The sequence below is a fragment of the Shimwellia blattae DSM 4481 = NBRC 105725 genome (assembly GCF_000262305.1).
In the GTDB taxonomy this organism is placed as follows: Bacteria; Pseudomonadota; Gammaproteobacteria; order Enterobacterales; family Enterobacteriaceae; genus Shimwellia; species Shimwellia blattae.
In genome coordinates, this window is sequence record NC_017910.1 from 3,697,287 (window position 1) to 3,712,018 (window position 14,732).

At 59.3% G+C, this 14,732-nt stretch carries 11 protein-coding genes and 3 tRNA genes; 4 read left to right on the plus strand and 10 right to left on the minus strand.

Annotated features, from left to right (window positions below):
* Positions 1-10 precede the first annotated feature (10 nt).
* From hfq to nnr, 6 genes are all read right to left on the minus strand, one after another.
* Positions 11-322 (minus strand): RNA chaperone Hfq, encoded by a 312-nt coding sequence (gene hfq, locus EBL_RS17325; protein WP_002441606.1) that lies wholly within the window; start codon positions 320-322, stop codon positions 11-13.
* A gap of 99 nt (positions 323-421) precedes the next feature.
* Positions 422-1,384, minus strand: a complete 963-nt coding sequence (gene miaA, locus EBL_RS17330) for a tRNA (adenosine(37)-N6)-dimethylallyltransferase MiaA (protein WP_002441604.1) — start codon at positions 1,382-1,384, stop codon at positions 422-424.
* Complete coding sequence (gene mutL, locus EBL_RS17335; RefSeq protein ID WP_002441602.1) at positions 1,377-3,215, minus strand: DNA mismatch repair endonuclease MutL; 1,839 nt, start codon at positions 3,213-3,215, stop codon at positions 1,377-1,379. The genes miaA and mutL overlap by 8 nt, the downstream gene beginning before the upstream one ends.
* A 9-nt stretch (positions 3,216-3,224) precedes the next feature.
* Entirely contained in the window at positions 3,225-4,598 is a 1,374-nt protein-coding gene (gene amiB, locus EBL_RS17340; protein ID WP_002441601.1) for an N-acetylmuramoyl-L-alanine amidase AmiB, read from the minus strand.
* A 13-nt stretch (positions 4,599-4,611) separates the two neighbouring features.
* Entirely contained in the window at positions 4,612-5,073 is a 462-nt protein-coding gene (gene tsaE / locus EBL_RS17345; RefSeq protein ID WP_002441599.1) for a tRNA (adenosine(37)-N6)-threonylcarbamoyltransferase complex ATPase subunit type 1 TsaE, read from the minus strand.
* A 16-nt stretch (positions 5,074-5,089) separates the two neighbouring features.
* A complete protein-coding gene (nnr, locus tag EBL_RS17350; protein ID WP_002441598.1) occupies positions 5,090-6,589 on the minus strand; it encodes a bifunctional ADP-dependent NAD(P)H-hydrate dehydratase/NAD(P)H-hydrate epimerase in 1,500 nt (499 codons plus the stop codon).
* Here nnr and queG point away from each other — a divergent pair.
* Complete coding sequence (gene queG / locus EBL_RS17355; protein ID WP_002441596.1) at positions 6,588-7,727, plus strand: tRNA epoxyqueuosine(34) reductase QueG; 1,140 nt, start codon at positions 6,588-6,590, stop codon at positions 7,725-7,727. The two genes, nnr and queG, sit on opposite strands and share 2 nt — an antisense overlap.
* A gap of 268 nt (positions 7,728-7,995) precedes the next feature.
* Here queG and EBL_RS17360 read toward each other — a convergent pair.
* From EBL_RS17360 to orn, 4 genes are all read right to left on the minus strand, one after another.
* A tRNA-Gly gene (locus EBL_RS17360) sits at positions 7,996-8,071 on the minus strand.
* A gap of 84 nt (positions 8,072-8,155) precedes the next feature.
* Positions 8,156-8,231, minus strand: a tRNA-Gly gene (locus EBL_RS17365).
* A gap of 51 nt (positions 8,232-8,282) precedes the next feature.
* A tRNA-Gly gene (locus EBL_RS17370) sits at positions 8,283-8,358 on the minus strand.
* A 171-nt stretch (positions 8,359-8,529) separates the two neighbouring features.
* Positions 8,530-9,075 carry an oligoribonuclease gene (orn, locus tag EBL_RS17375; protein WP_002441594.1) on the minus strand — a complete coding sequence of 182 codons (546 nt, stop codon included), beginning with the start codon at positions 9,073-9,075 and terminating at the stop codon, positions 8,530-8,532.
* Between the two features lie 112 nt (positions 9,076-9,187).
* On the opposite strand from orn, the gene rsgA reads away from it, so the two are divergent.
* The 3 genes from rsgA to mscM all read left to right on the plus strand — a co-directional run bounded on the left by rsgA (position 9,188) and on the right by mscM (position 14,675).
* A complete protein-coding gene (gene rsgA / locus EBL_RS17380; protein WP_002441592.1) occupies positions 9,188-10,243 on the plus strand; it encodes a small ribosomal subunit biogenesis GTPase RsgA in 1,056 nt (351 codons plus the stop codon).
* Positions 10,244-10,352: 109 nt separating this feature from the next.
* Positions 10,353-11,318: an archaetidylserine decarboxylase gene (asd, locus tag EBL_RS17385; RefSeq protein WP_002441590.1), complete on the plus strand. Its 966-nt coding sequence runs from the start codon at positions 10,353-10,355 to the stop codon at positions 11,316-11,318.
* Positions 11,319-11,339: 21 nt separating this feature from the next.
* The gene (gene mscM, locus EBL_RS17390) at positions 11,340-14,675 is read left to right on the plus strand and encodes a miniconductance mechanosensitive channel MscM (protein ID WP_002441588.1); all 3,336 of its coding nucleotides are present in this window, start codon (positions 11,340-11,342) and stop codon (positions 14,673-14,675) included.
* Positions 14,676-14,732: the final 57 nt, after the last annotated feature.

Consider the following 14,732-nt stretch of genomic DNA (forward strand, 5'->3'; position numbering starts at 1 on the left):
GCCATCCGCCTTATTCGGCGTCGTCGCTTTCCTGCTGCGCGTTACCCGCGCCCGCCTGAGCATTACCACTGTGGTGATAATTGCTGGTGCCTGCGCCGGGGTTATTGCTGTGATGAGAAACCGGGCGGGACGGCACAACGGTGGAGATCGCGTGTTTGTAAACCATCTGACTAACGGTGTTTTTTAACAGGATCACAAACTGATCGAAAGATTCAATCTGGCCTTGCAGCTTAATACCATTCACCAAATAAATAGAAACCGGAACACGCTCCCGACGCAATGCGTTCAGGAACGGATCTTGTAAAGATTGCCCCTTAGCCATTCTATCTTTTCCTTATATGCTTGTTGTTTGTACTTAAGGGCCAGAGGCCCTGAAAAACTGCGTAAAAATTTGCGCACGATGCGATTCAATTGTACACATTCAGTAGTGCTTAGCACCAACAACCTTTACGACTTCACTGCAGGCCTGGTCTGGGTTGTCACTATCAAGCCAGTGAACGCCGTTCCAGCCCCGCAGCCAGGTTATCTGGCGCTTCGCTAACTGTCTCGTGGCACAAATACCTCGGTAAACCATTTCATCGTAGGATATTTCACCGGCAATATAGGACCACATTTGCCGATACCCGACACAACGAATGGAAGGCATATCCGTATGCAAATCTCCGCGAGCAAAGAGCACCCGAACTTCCGCTTCAAAGTCTGCCGCCAGCATCTGATGAAAACGCTGCTCAATACGCTGGTGAAGCAGTTCGCGGCTCGCAGGAGCGATAGCAAACTGGTGCACCCGGTACGGCAACGCTTCACCGGAAGTTTGCGTCAGTTCCGTTAAAGTTTTACCCGAAATGAAAAAAACTTCCAGTGCCCGGGAAAGCCTTTGCGGATCATTTGGATGAATCCGGGCAGCCGCTACCGGGTCAATCTCCTGTAACTGGCTATGCAACCGCTCCCATCCCTGCTCCCGGGCGTCTTTTTCAATCTGTGCTCTTACCTGCGGATCTGCTGAGGGCAGAGGCGATAACCCCTCAAGCAAAGCCTTAAAGTACAACATGGTCCCGCCAACCAGCAGAGGAATGCGCCCGGCGGCGCTAATTTCCGCCATCTGGGCCAGCGCATCTTTACGAAAATCTGCTGCAGAATACGCCTGTGCAGGATCACGAATATCCAGTAACCGATGCGGCGCCTTCGCCAGCTCTTGCGCTGTCGGCTTCGCAGTACCGATATCCATACCTTTGTATATCAGGGCAGAATCAACACTTATCAATTCCACCGGTAAAATTTCCCGCAGGCGCATCGCCAGTGCGGTTTTACCGGATGCCGTCGGCCCCATTAAAAAGAGCGCCGTGGGCAAGGTTTTATTACTGGTTTCAGAAGTTACGTCAGTCATTTTTCAGAGCGGCCATCGCCGAATGTAAATCCACGGGTTGCAACAGGCCCTCTGGCGGTGCCTTCACCAGCTGTGGGCATAACCGCTCCACATCTGCCAGCAGCGTAATCGCCTGGGCGACTGTCCAGTGACATTCACTTTCCAGGTGACGCGCCAGCCACTGCGTGACTGCCGTGTTCTGCACACTATCTTGCTGCGCCAGGTAGCCTATCAGTTCGGGAATCAAGTTTTGTAAATTTTGTTTTCTCAAGGGTAAAGGCACGGCCCGCACCGTGACGTGCCGGGCATCCAGCCCAAACTCAATCCCCACCGTCGCCAGCGCCTGCTGCCAGCGGGAGAGCGCTTCACGCTCACGCTCTGGCGCCTTCAGGCGCACCGGAATTAACAACGGCTGGGCGCAGAGCTTATCACTGCCCGGGGTCAGTTGCGCCATCCGCAGCCAGCGCTCTGCCACGGGCAACGACAGCAACTGTAATTGCTGGTCTGCCTCCAGCAGCGCATAGCGCTCAGCTACCACGGTCAGCACCCGGCCGAAACTTGCCGCCTGCGCGGCAATGCCCTCAGCCGGAGCGGGCTCCCGCAGGCGGGTATCCGGCCGGGGAGTGGAGGCCGGGGTTTCCAGCAGCGTCTGATATAGCGCCCCCTGCTGTTTCTGATAGCCCGGCTGCGCATGGGGCCAGCTACCGGCCCCGCGCGGTGTCTCCCTGGGGGCGCGGGTCTCTTGCGGCGCCCGGGGGGCGGGCTGGTTGAACTGGTTGAGCCCTGCCGCCGCCCGGTTTTCTACCGGCCGGGGGTGGGTGTCTTCGTCTGCCAGGGGAAGCACAGTGTCGCTCTCCTGTTGCAGGGCGCTCAGGACCCCCTGGTAGATAAAATCGTGGACCAGGCGTGCCTGGTGAAAACGCACCTCGTGCTTGGCCGGGTGAACGTTAACATCCACCTGGCGGGGATCCACCTCCAGGTACAGCACATAGGCCGGTTGCTGGTCGCTCCCCAGCCGGTTTTCACAAGCCTGGCGGATGGCGTGGTTAATCAGCCGGTCGCGCATCATCCGCTGGTTCACATAACAATACTGGGTCTCTCCCAGCGCCGGGGTGAGTGATTCGGGCTGAACCACCCAGCCGCGCAGGGTGAGATCCCCGTGCTGCCATTCAATCGCCACCGCCCCTTCCAGAAAGGCCGTACCGCAAATGGCCGCCAGCCGCCGCTCCCGCGGTGCCCCCGGGGCAACAGCGCGATACTGGCGCACGGTTTTCCCGTTATGGTTTAAGGTGATAGCCACATCAAAGCGCGCCAGCGCAATCCGGCGCACCACCTCATCGATATGGCTGAATTCGGTTTTTTCAGTGCGCAGAAATTTGCGCCGCGCCGGGGTATTGTAAAAGAGATCAAGCACTTCAAGGGTAGTGCCCACCGGGTGGGCGGCCGGTTTCACGGTCACATCCATATCCCGGCCTTCCGCATAGGCCTGCCAGGCCTCCGGCTGATCTGCCGTGCGCGAGGTCAGCGTCAGGCGCGATACGGAACTGATACTGGCCAGGGCTTCTCCGCGAAACCCCATGCTCATGATCGCTTCCAGATCGTCCAGGCTGGCAATCTTACTGGTGGCGTGGCGGGCCAGGGCCAGAGCCAGCTCCGCATGGCGGATACCGCAGCCGTTATCCCGGATGCGGATCATTTTGGCGCCGCCGCGTTCAATATCGATATCAATACGCGTCGCCCCGGCGTCGAGGCTGTTTTCCACCAGCTCTTTCACGACCGATGCCGGGCGCTCGACCACCTCACCGGCGGCAATCTGGTTCGCCAGTTGAGGCGGTAAAACCTGTATCGGCATGCTGACTCCTTAGTTGCTGGCCACCTGGCTATCGGGGAGCCCATTTATCACCGTCCGGGTCGGCTGCATCTCCATTTTCGGCGACGACTGAAGCGGATGCGCGAGGAAATAATTACGCAGCCCCTGGTAGATAGCCCCGGCTATCTGCTGCTGGTAGTCATCGCTGGCCAGTAAACGCTCTTCACCGGCGTTACTGATAAACCCGGTCTCCACCAGCAGCGACGGGATATCCGGTGAACGCAGCACCCCGAGGCTGGCGTGCTCCGGGCGGCGCTTGTGAATATCCCCCACCCGGCCCAGCTGGGCCAGAACCTGGGTCGCCACATCATACCCCACCCGCTGGGAGTGGCCGAACTGCAAATCCAGCACCGCCTGGCTCAGGTAGGGATCCGCCTGGCTATTTGCCAGCACATCCCCCGCCCCGCCCAGCAGCTCGGATTGCTTCTCATGCTGCTCCAGCCAGCCGGCCATTTCGCTGTTGGCGCGCTTGTTGGAGAGCACCCATACAGAGGCCCCGGTCGCATCCCGGTTGGGGGCCGCATCCGCATGGATCGAGACCAGCACGCTGGCGTTCTGTTTACGCGCCACGTCTGAACGGCCCATCACCGAAATAAAATAGTCCCCGTCCCGGGTCAGTACGCCTTTGAACATCGGATCCGCATTCAGTAACTGGCGCAACTTGCGGGCAATGGCGAGGGTAACCTGTTTCTCGCGGGTGCCATCCGGGCCAATCGCCCCCGGATCCTGCCCGCCGTGCCCGGCATCAATCGCCACCGTTACCCGCTCTGTGGCCCCGCGGCTTTCGCTGCGGTGCGTGCGCAGGCCCGTATCACGGTTAAGTGTCCCGGTAACGGGCCGGGGGGCGACTTGTGCCGTCTCCCGGGGGGCGGGCGCCGGGCTGAATACCGGCCGGGGGGCCGCAGGCGCGACAGGCTTAGCAATCACCGGCGCGGCGACTGGCTCAACAGACCGTTCGATCACCGGTGCCGGTGGTGGGGTGGGCTCCGCATTCAGGGTAAACACCACCGTATAATTCGCCCCGTTCTGGCGCTTCTCGGCCCGGGTCAGGCTGTTTTGGGTCAAATCGACAATCAGGCGCATGGACTGGTCATCTTTGGGCTGCCCGGCGCTGATCTGCCTGACCAGGTTATTACCGCTGAATTTCAGCGGCAGCCCCTGGAGTACGCCGGTCTGTTCAATATCCAGCGTCAGGCTGCGCTTATTCTGCGTGTTGTATGCGTAATTCGGATCCCCGACAAAACTCAGCGTAATGCGCGCCTGGCTGTTGCCATTAGCCACATGAATATCGGAAAGCTGTGCCGCCCATGCGGGCGCACAGAGCAACAGCAGCGCAAGTAACCAACCGTTTAAGCGACGAATCATCCCACCACCTTTTTCAGCGGGCCAACCGGGACAGCACCGCCTCACCTGAGGGTGAGGTCGGCGTTATTACGGCTTCACGGCCCTGATCCTGATAACTCAGATGAATTTCAAGATCCGGCGGCGGCAGAACACCCGCCCCCTGCTGAGGCCATTCCACCAGGCAAATAGCGTTATCGGCAAAATAGTCACGAATACCCATAAATTCGAGCTCTTCCGGATCCGCAAGCCGGTAGAGATCAAAGTGATAAACCGTCACATCTTCCAGCGTGTAGGGCTCGACCAGGGTATACGTGGGGCTTTTCACATTGCCCCGGTGCCCCAGCGCCTGCAGAAAACCGCGGCTGAAGGTGGTTTTCCCGGCACCCAAATCCCCGTAGAGATGAATAACGGTGGCCCCTTTACAGGCGCGGGCCACACGCTCACCGAGGGCAAGGGTGGCGGATTCGTCACAAAGCGGTATCACACGATTTATCATGATAATTTCAGTTCAGTTACGGATTAACAAAACGCGGCAGCCGGGTAAACAGATCCGTTGCCAGCATGCCACGCATGCCTGAGTCACGGGCGAGCGCATCGCCTGCGGCCCCGTGGGCGACACAGCCAGCACAGGTTGCGATAAGGGGCGGTAATTTTTGCGCCAGCAAGGCGCCAATAATACCGGACAGCACATCCCCCATTCCAGCGCTGGCCATACCCGCATTGCCGACATCAGCAATACACAGATGCTCAGTATCAGCAATCACCGAGCCCGCCCCTTTGAGCACCACCGTGCCCCCGTAGCGGGCCACCAGGCGTCTGCTGGCTGCCAGCCGGTCATTTTCGATATCGGCAATGGTGCAGTTAAGCAGGCGGGCCGCCTCTCCCGGGTGCGGAGTAATGACGCGATTCTGACGTTTATCCGGGTTAATTGCCAGTAAGTTCAGCGCATCTGCGTCCCATAACATGGGTTTGCGGACATTTTCGACCTTTTGCAGTGCACGCTTCCCCCAGCTCTGCTGCCCAAGCCCCGGGCCAATGACCACCACATCGGCCCACGCCAGGGCGTCACTGAGGGTGTCCGGGGTCAGCTCATGGACCATCAGTTCTGGCCGGGCGGTGATAATCGGGGCGATATTTTCTGCCCGGGTCAGCACCCGTACCAGCCCGGCCCCGGCACGCAGCGCAGCTTCACCGGCCATACGGATAGCCCCGCAGGTGCCCGTATCCCCCCCGATCACCACCAGCTTCCCGTGATCGCCTTTATTCGCCGTTGCCCTGCGCGGGGGCAACCACCCGGCCAGGCCGGTTTCATCCAGCCGCTCCATGGGGGCCTGCTGTTGCGCCAGCCACGGGCCAAGGCCCAGATCATGATGATGCAACTGCCCGACCACATCCCGGGCCTTCCCGGTCAGCAGGCCGGGCTTGAGGGTGATAAACGTGATTGTCGTGTCTGCGCAGATAACCGCCCCGGGCGTGGCGCCGGTTTCTGCCAGTAGCCCGGAGGGGATATCCAGCGCCAGTACCGGTGCCGGGTGCTGATTCGCCCGGGTGATCGCCGCCGCCACCGGCGCCCGTGGCGCCTGCTGCAGACCGGTCCCCAGCAAACCATCAATAATCAGATCCGCATCCTCCGGCCAGGGCGCGGCCAGACAACCCGCCGTGCCGCCGCTATCAAGCCATGCCGCCCGGGCCTGTGTGGCTTCATCCGGCAGGGGGTTATCGCCCCCCTGAGCCAGGAGCGTGACGGTGATCCCCGCCTCCCGCGCCAGCCGGGCGAGCACATAGCCATCACCGCCGTTGTTGCCATGCCCGCACAGCACCAGCCAGTGGCGGCTGTGCGGATACTGGTGCCGGGCCAGGGTATATGCGGCCTGTGCCGCGCGCTGCATTAAGTCATACAGGGTTATCCCCATCTCGGCTGCCGCCTGCGGCTCTGCGGCCCGCAACCAGGCCGCAGGCCAGATCTGATGTGGTATACTTACCCGGTTATTCTTCTGAGTATGATCCGTCATGTCACAACCCCTGGACTATTATCAATTAGCACAAGACATTAAACGCTGGGGGGCCGAACTGGGTTTTCAGCAGGTGGGTATCACCGATACGGACCTGAGCGCCAGTGAGGCACAACTCCAGGCATGGCTGGACAACCAGTACCACGGTGAAATGGCCTGGATGGCCCGCCACGGTATGTTACGTGCCCGCCCCCATGAATTACACCCCGGCACCCTGCGGGTGATTACCGTGCGCATGAATTATCTGCCCGCAAAGGCCCGCTTTGCCGCCGTGCTCAAAGATCCCCATAAGGGCTATGTCAGCCGTTACGCCCTCGGGCGTGATTATCACAAATTAATGCGTAACCGCTTAAAACAGCTCGGTGAACGCCTGCAGCAGCACTGCGTTGCGCTTAATTTTAGACCCTTTGTGGATTCTGCACCTGTTCTGGAGCGCCCGCTGGCCGCCAGAGCGGGCCTCGGCTGGACCGGGAAGCACTCGCTGATCCTCAACCAGGAGGCCGGCTCGTTCTTTTTCCTCGGGGAGTTGCTCGTGGATCTGCCGCTGCCGGTAGATACCCCGGCACAGGAGCAGTGCGGCAAATGCGTGGCCTGTATGACCATCTGCCCCACCGGGGCCATTGTGGCCCCCTATACCGTGGATGCCCGGCGCTGTATCTCCTACCTGACGATTGAGCTGGAAGGGGCCATCCCCGAGGAGTTCCGCCCGCTTATCGGCAACCGGATCTACGGCTGTGATGACTGCCAGCTGATTTGCCCGTGGAACCGTTTTTCACAGCTGACAGACGAAGCCGACTTCGCCCCGCGCCAGCCCCTGCACGCCCCGCAGCTCACTGAGCTCTTCGCCTGGAGCGAAGCGCAGTTTCTGCACATCACGCAAGGATCTGCCATCCGCCGCATTGGCCACTTACGCTGGCTGCGCAATATTGCCGTGGCCATGGGAAATGCCCCCTGGGATGAGGCCATCTTTAACGCCCTGCAACAGCGCCTGGGTGAAGACCCCATGCTGGATGAGCATATCCACTGGGCCCTTGCCCGCCAGCGGGCCCACCGTGAAGCGCTCGGCACCGAAGTACAGCCCGCACAAAAGCAGCGCCTGGTACGGGTTGTTGAGAAGGGATTACCCCGGGATGCCTGAGTGTGTTTCCGCTGTGCATAAAAATAAAAAAAGGTTGTGCATCAACGGACAAAAATACGTCAAGCGATCAGATTAACATTTTGAAATGAAATATTAGTGATTAAATACAGTGGGTTAGATGAAAGGTGTAAACAGGCGTTAAGTTGTTTTACCCACTGTGCAAAATCGCAACCTGTGGATAAGTCTGTTTAAAAAAGTATTACAGCCACTGAAAATGCCGCCTGCGACAGCGTCGGGCAGTGTGGATAATTACTGGTGAGGAAAAATCTGGAGCGGGAAACGAGACTCGAACTCGCGACCCCGACCTTGGCAAGGTCGTGCTCTACCAACTGAGCTATTCCCGCATATTGTGTCTTTCTGGCTGCGTGCCAGAAATCCATTAACCGGAGGGTTCGTGTATCACTACACTTTACATTGTGAAGCAGATTTGGAGCGGGAAACGAGACTCGAACTCGCGACCCCGACCTTGGCAAGGTCGTGCTCTACCAACTGAGCTATTCCCGCATATCTGCGTTCTGACAAAACAGCCTGCCAGAAAAAACAACACGTAAAATTTGGAGCGGGAAACGAGACTCGAACTCGCGACCCCGACCTTGGCAAGGTCGTGCTCTACCAACTGAGCTATTCCCGCTCTGCGTAATCAATGCATTTCTGCATCGGTACGGGAGGCGCATTATACGAGAAAACATTCTCGCTGCAAGCCCTGAAACGCAAATTTTATGATTTTTGTTTTAAGCGGCGAGTGTTTAACCAGATTGGCTACGCCGTAATCAAACCGGGTGCCTGCACCCGGTATCAGGGATTATAGCTTAATGAAATTTTCCCGGTAATAGGCCAGCTCCGCCACCGACTCACGAATATCGTCCAGCGCCTGGTGGGTGCCCTGCTTTTTAAAGCCAGCCAGAATTTCCGGCTTCCAGCGCCGCGCCAGCTCTTTCACGGTGCTGACATCCAGATAACGGTAGTGGAAGTAAGCCTCAAGCTCCGGCATATACTTAAACAGGAAGCGGCGATCCTGGCCTACACTGTTACCACAGATAGGCGATTTGCCTTCCGGCACCCACTGCTTCAGGAATTCCAGTGTCGCCAGCTCCGCCTCCCGTTCGCCCAGTGGGCTGGCCTTCACCCGCTCAACCAGCCCGCTGCCGGTGTGGGTGCGCACGTTCCAGTCATCCATGAGCGCCAGCTGCGCATCGCTCTGGTGTACGGCAATGACTGGCCCTTCCGCCAGAAGGTTAAGCTGCGCGTCGGTGACCAGGGTCGCGATCTCAATAATGCGATCGCGCTCGGGATCCAGACCGGTCATCTCCAGATCGATCCAAATCAGATTGTTTTCATTTTGACTCATGGTATTTTCCACCCTTTGCGCGACCTGCCCTCAGAGACGGCAGGTTAACTGATATAGAATAGCGTGTATCATAGAGGTTTTGCCCATCACGGGCGACCAGGAGCCAGTACGATTGAGCAAAAATAAACTCTCCAGGGGGCAGCAGCGCCGGGTAAACGCGAACCACCAGCGCCGCCTCAGACAAACTGAGCAAACGGCAGATTATGACGATAATCTGTTCGGTGAACCCCGGGAGGGGACCGTGATCAGCCGCTTTGGCATGCATGCAGATGTCGAAGCCGCCGATGGCGAAATCCACCGCTGCAACATTCGCCGCACCATAAAATCACTGGTGACCGGGGATCGGGTCGTCTGGCGCCCGGCAAAAGAGGCCGCCCAGGGGGTGACCATCAGCGGCATTGTTGAGGCGGTCCACCCGCGCAGCTCCGTGCTGACCCGGCCCGATTTTTACGACGGGGTAAAACCCATTGCCGCCAATATCAACCAGATAATCATCGTGTCGGCTATCCTGCCGGAACTGTCGCTGAATATGATAGACCGCTACCTGGTGGCCTGCGAAACCCTGGAAATCGAGCCGGTTATCGTCCTGAATAAGATTGATTTGCTTGATGACGACGGTATGGACTTCGTAAACGAGCAGATGGATATCTACCGCCATATTGGCTACCGGGTGCTGATGGTCTCAAGCCATCTTCAGGAGGGGCTGGCACCACTGGAGCAGGCGCTGACCGATCGCATCAGTATTTTTGCCGGCCAGTCCGGGGTGGGGAAATCGAGCCTGCTCAATGCCCTGCTGGGGTTAAGCGCTGAGCAGATCCTGACCAATGATGTCTCCAGCGTTTCCGGTCTCGGGCAGCACACCACCACGGCGGCCAGGCTCTACCACTTCCCCCACGGCGGCGATGTTATCGACTCCCCCGGGGTGCGGGAATTTGGCCTCTGGCATCTGGAGCCGGAACAAATCACCCAGGGATTTGTCGAATTCCATGACTATTTAGGCCATTGCAAATATCGCGATTGTCGTCACGATACCGATCCAGGCTGTGCCATTCGCGCAGCGGTTGAGGCGGGGGCCATTGCCGAAACCCGTTTCGAAAACTACCACCGCATCCTGGAAAGCATGGCGCAGATCAAAGTACGTAAAGGATTTTCCGACGGTGGCGACTGACAATCCCGGCACAGCTCGTTAAAATCGCCCCCCTTTAACGGACCCTGATAATGATTATCAGGGCAGACAGGCCGCACAGCGGCCTGAAAAACAGAGCCCGGAGGCTGACTTGCTAAACGACATTAAACTTTCGCTTCAATACATTCTGCCGAAGTTATGGCTCACTCGCCTGGCGGGCTGGGGAGCAAGGAAACGTGCCGGATGGCTGACCAAACTGGTTATCGACCTCTTTGTGAAGTATTACAAGGTCGATATGGACGAGGCCCAGCGCCCGGACACCGCCAGCTACCGCACATTTAATGACTTTTTTGTCCGCCCGCTGCGCGAAGACGCCCGCCCGGTCGATAACGACGCCAATACCCTGACCATGCCCGCCGACGGCGCAATCAGCCAGCTGGGCGCCATTGAGCAGGATCAGTTACTACAGGCCAAAGGCCACACCTACACCCTTGAGGCGCTGCTGGCCGGTAACTACCAGATGGCGGAGCTGTTTCGTAACGGCACCTTCGCCACGACATATCTCTCCCCCCGCGACTACCACCGGGTCCATATGCCCTGTAACGGTATCCTGCGCGAAATGATTTATGTGCCAGGCGATCTGTTTTCGGTTAACCACCTGACGGCGCAAAACGTGCCAAATCTGTTCGCCCGTAACGAGCGGGTTATCTGCCGTTTTGACACGGAATTCGGCCCGATGGTGCAAATCCTGGTGGGTGCGACCATTGTCGGCAGCATTGAAACCGCCTGGGCGGGGACCATCAACCCACCCCGTGAAGGCGTGATTAAACGCTGGACCTACCCGGCCGGTGAAGACGAAGGGGCCATTGCGCTGCTCAAAGGCCAGGAAATGGGCCGCTTTAAGCTGGGCTCAACGGTTATTAACCTGTTTGCCCCGGGGAAAGTGGTGCTTGATCCTGCGCTCCACAGCCTGTCTGTCACCCGGCTTGGCCAGCCCCTGGCAACCGGTACTCAGCCGGTAGCGGAGGCTGAAACCCGGCCAGTAGCGGAAACCGACGCACAGCCGCATGCTGATACCGCAGAGGATGCCCCCCAGGGCGATAAGCCCACGTCATAATTCACAACTTAAGGAAGACTGATGCGCCGCATTGTCACTTTTCTGATGGTATGGTGCCTCAGCCTGGGGGCGTTAGCCGCTAACGTCCCCGATGCAAGGCTGATTGCCCAGGAACTGGAGCAGGCGAAAGCCGCCAAAAACCAGCCAAACCAGGCTGAAGTCATTGAGACGCTGCAAAACGCCCTCAACGCCCTTGAAGAGCGCAAAACCTCACTGGAGCGTGCCCGGCAGTACCAGAGCGTGATTGATGATTTCCCCGCCCTTTCCCAGACCCTGCGCCAGCAGCTGGCCCGCCTGCCGGACGAAGAGACCCGCAAGGCCCCCGAGGGGCTGACCATCGACGCCCTGAACCAGGAGATCCTCCAGGTCAGCAGCCAGTTACTGGACAAAAGCCGCGCCGCCCAGCAAGAGCAGGAGCGCACCCGGGAGATTGCCGACTCACTGAGCACCCTGCCCCAGAAGCAAACCGAAACCCGCCGGCAGCTCAACGAGCTTGAGCGCCGTGCCGGGATCACCCCGTCGACCACCACACCGCTTTCCCAGGCGCAGATGTTTGCCCTGCAGGCCGATTCTGCCCGGCTTAAGGCGCTGGTCAGTGAGCAGGAGCTGGCGCAACTGTCCGCCAGTAACCGCCAGGAGCTGGCCCGGTTGCGGGCCGAGCTGGCCCAGAAACAGGCCGGGCAACTGGACAACTGGCTACAGGTATTGCGTAACCAGCTCAATACCCAGCGCCAGCAGGAGGCGGAATACGCCCTGGAGAGCACCGAACTACTGGCGGAAAACAGCGCCAACCTGCCCCCGTCTATCGTGGAGCAGTTTCGCAATAACCGCCAGCTGTCACAGGCGCTGAATCAGCAGGCCCAGCGCATGGCGCTGATCGCCTCCCAGCAGCGCCAGGCCGCAAGCCAGACCATGCAGGTGCGCCAGGCGCTGAACACCCTGCGCGAACAGTCCCAGTGGCTGGGGGTCTCTACGGTTCTGGGCGAGACACTGCGTGCCCAGGTGGCCCGCCTGCCGGATATGCCCAAACCCCAGCAACTGGATACTGAACTGGCCCAGATCCGCGTGCAGCGCCTGCATTATGAGGATCTGCTCAGCAAGCAGGAGCAACTGCGCCAGTTGCGCCAGCCAGACGGCAGCCCCCTTACCCGGGAGCAGCAGGAGATCCTGAACGCCCAGTTGCGCACCCAGCGCTCGCTGCTTAACTCCCTGCTCCAGGGGGGTGACTCGCTGATCCTTGAGCTGACCAAGCTCAAAGTGGCCAACAGCCAGCTGGAAGACGCCCTGAAAGAGGTCAACGAGGCAACCCACCGCTACCTGTTCTGGACGGCAGATGTCAGCCCTATCTCCTTTTCATGGCCCCTGTCGGTTATGCAGGATCTGCGCCGCCTGCTCTCGCTGGATACCTTCAGCCAGATAGGCAAAGCCAGCGTGATGATGCTGACCAGCAAAGAGACCCTGTTGCCGCTGTTCGGCGCGCTTATCCTGGTGGGCTTTAGCATCAGCTCGCGCCGCCACTTTAACGCCTTCCTGACCCGGGCCAGCGCCAGGGTGGGCAAGGTAACCCAGGACCGCTTCTCCCTGACCCTGCGCACCGTGTTCTGGTCGATCCTCGTGGCCCTGCCTTTACCGGTGCTGTGGGCCGCCCTGGGCCACGGTCTGGCCGCTGCCTGGCCCTGGCCGATAGCGGTGGCGATTGGCGACGGTGTGCGCGCCTCGGTGCCGCTACTGTGGGGGGTGATGATCTGCGCCACCTTCGCCCGGCCAGACGGGCTGTTTGTGGTGCACTTCGGCTGGCCACGGGTCCAGGTTGCCCGGGCAATGCGCTATTACATTATGAGTATTGGGCTTATCGTGCCGCTGATTATGGCGCTGATTATGTTCGATAACCTTAACGACCGGGAGTTCTCCGCCACCCTGGGGCGCATCTGTTTTATGCTTATCTGCGGCGCGCTGGCGGTAGTGACCCTGAGCCTGAAGCGGGCCGGGCTTCCCCTGTGGCAGGATAAGCAGGGCAATAGCGATAACCTGGTCAACCGCCTGCTGTGGTCACTGCTGATGTGCGCCCCGCTGGCGGCGCTGCTGGCCGCCGTGGTGGGGTATCTGGCCACCGCCCAGGCGCTACTGGCGCGGCTGGAGACCTCCGTTGCCATCTGGTTTGCCCTGCTGGTGGTCTACCATATCGTGCGCCGCTGGATGTTTATTCAGCGCCGCCGCCTGGCCTTTGACCGCGCCAAACAGCGCCGGGCCGATATACTGGCCTCGCGCGCTAAAGGTGAAGAGGATCAGCCCCAGCACCACAGTGTGGAGGGCAGTACCGAAGTGAGCGAGGAGCAGGAAGTGGATCTGGACGCCATCAGCGCCCAGTCTCTGCGCCTGGTGCGCTCCATTCTGATGCTGATAGCGCTGGTCTCGGTCATTGTGTTGTGGTCCGAAATCCACTCCGCGTTCAGCTTCCTTGGCAATATCACCCTGTGGGATGTCACCTCGACCGTGCAGGGGGTGGAGAGCCTGGAGCCGATTACCCTGGGCTCGGTGCTGATAGCCATACTGGTGTTTATTATCTCTGCCCAGCTGGTGCGTAATCTTCCGGCCCTGCTGGAGCTGGCGCTGTTGCAGCACCTGTCGCTGACGCCGGGCACCGGTTATGCCATTACGACGCTCACGAAATACCTGATTATGCTGATTGGTGCCCTGGTGGGCTTTTCGATGATTGGTATTGAGTGGTCCAAACTGCAGTGGCTGGTGGCGGCGCTGACCGTGGGCCTGGGTTTTGGTTTACAGCAGATCTTTGCCAACTTTGTTTCCGGCCTGATCATTTTGTTTGAGAAGCCTATTCGCATCGGGGATACGGTGACCATTCGCGATCTGACCGGCAGCATCACCAAAATCAATACCCGGGCTACCACCATCAGTGACTGGGACCGCAAAGAGATCATTGTGCCGAACCAGGCCTTTATTACCGAGCAGTTTATTAACTGGTCCCTGTCAGACTCCATCACCCGTGTGGTGCTGACCGTACCGGCGCCAACGGAGGCCAACAGTGAAGAGGTCACTCAGGTGTTGTTGCAGGCCGCCAGCCGCAGCGCCCTGGTGCTGGAAAACCCGGCACCGGAAGCCTATCTGGTGGATTTACAACACGGTATTCAGATCTTCGAGCTGCGTATCTACGCGGCAGAAATGGGCCACCGTATGCCCCTGCGCCACGAGATACATCAGCTGATTCTGGCAGGATTTCGCGAGCACGGTATCGAACTGCCGTTCCCGCCTTTCCAGATGCGCCTTGAAAGCCTGGGAGGCAAATCACGCAACGTCCGCTCCGCCGGGCGTAAGACCAACCCGCCGGGCAGCTTATAATGTTGTCTGGCCTCAGATTCCCCGCCTGAATTATTCACCGTACAACGCAGCGCATCC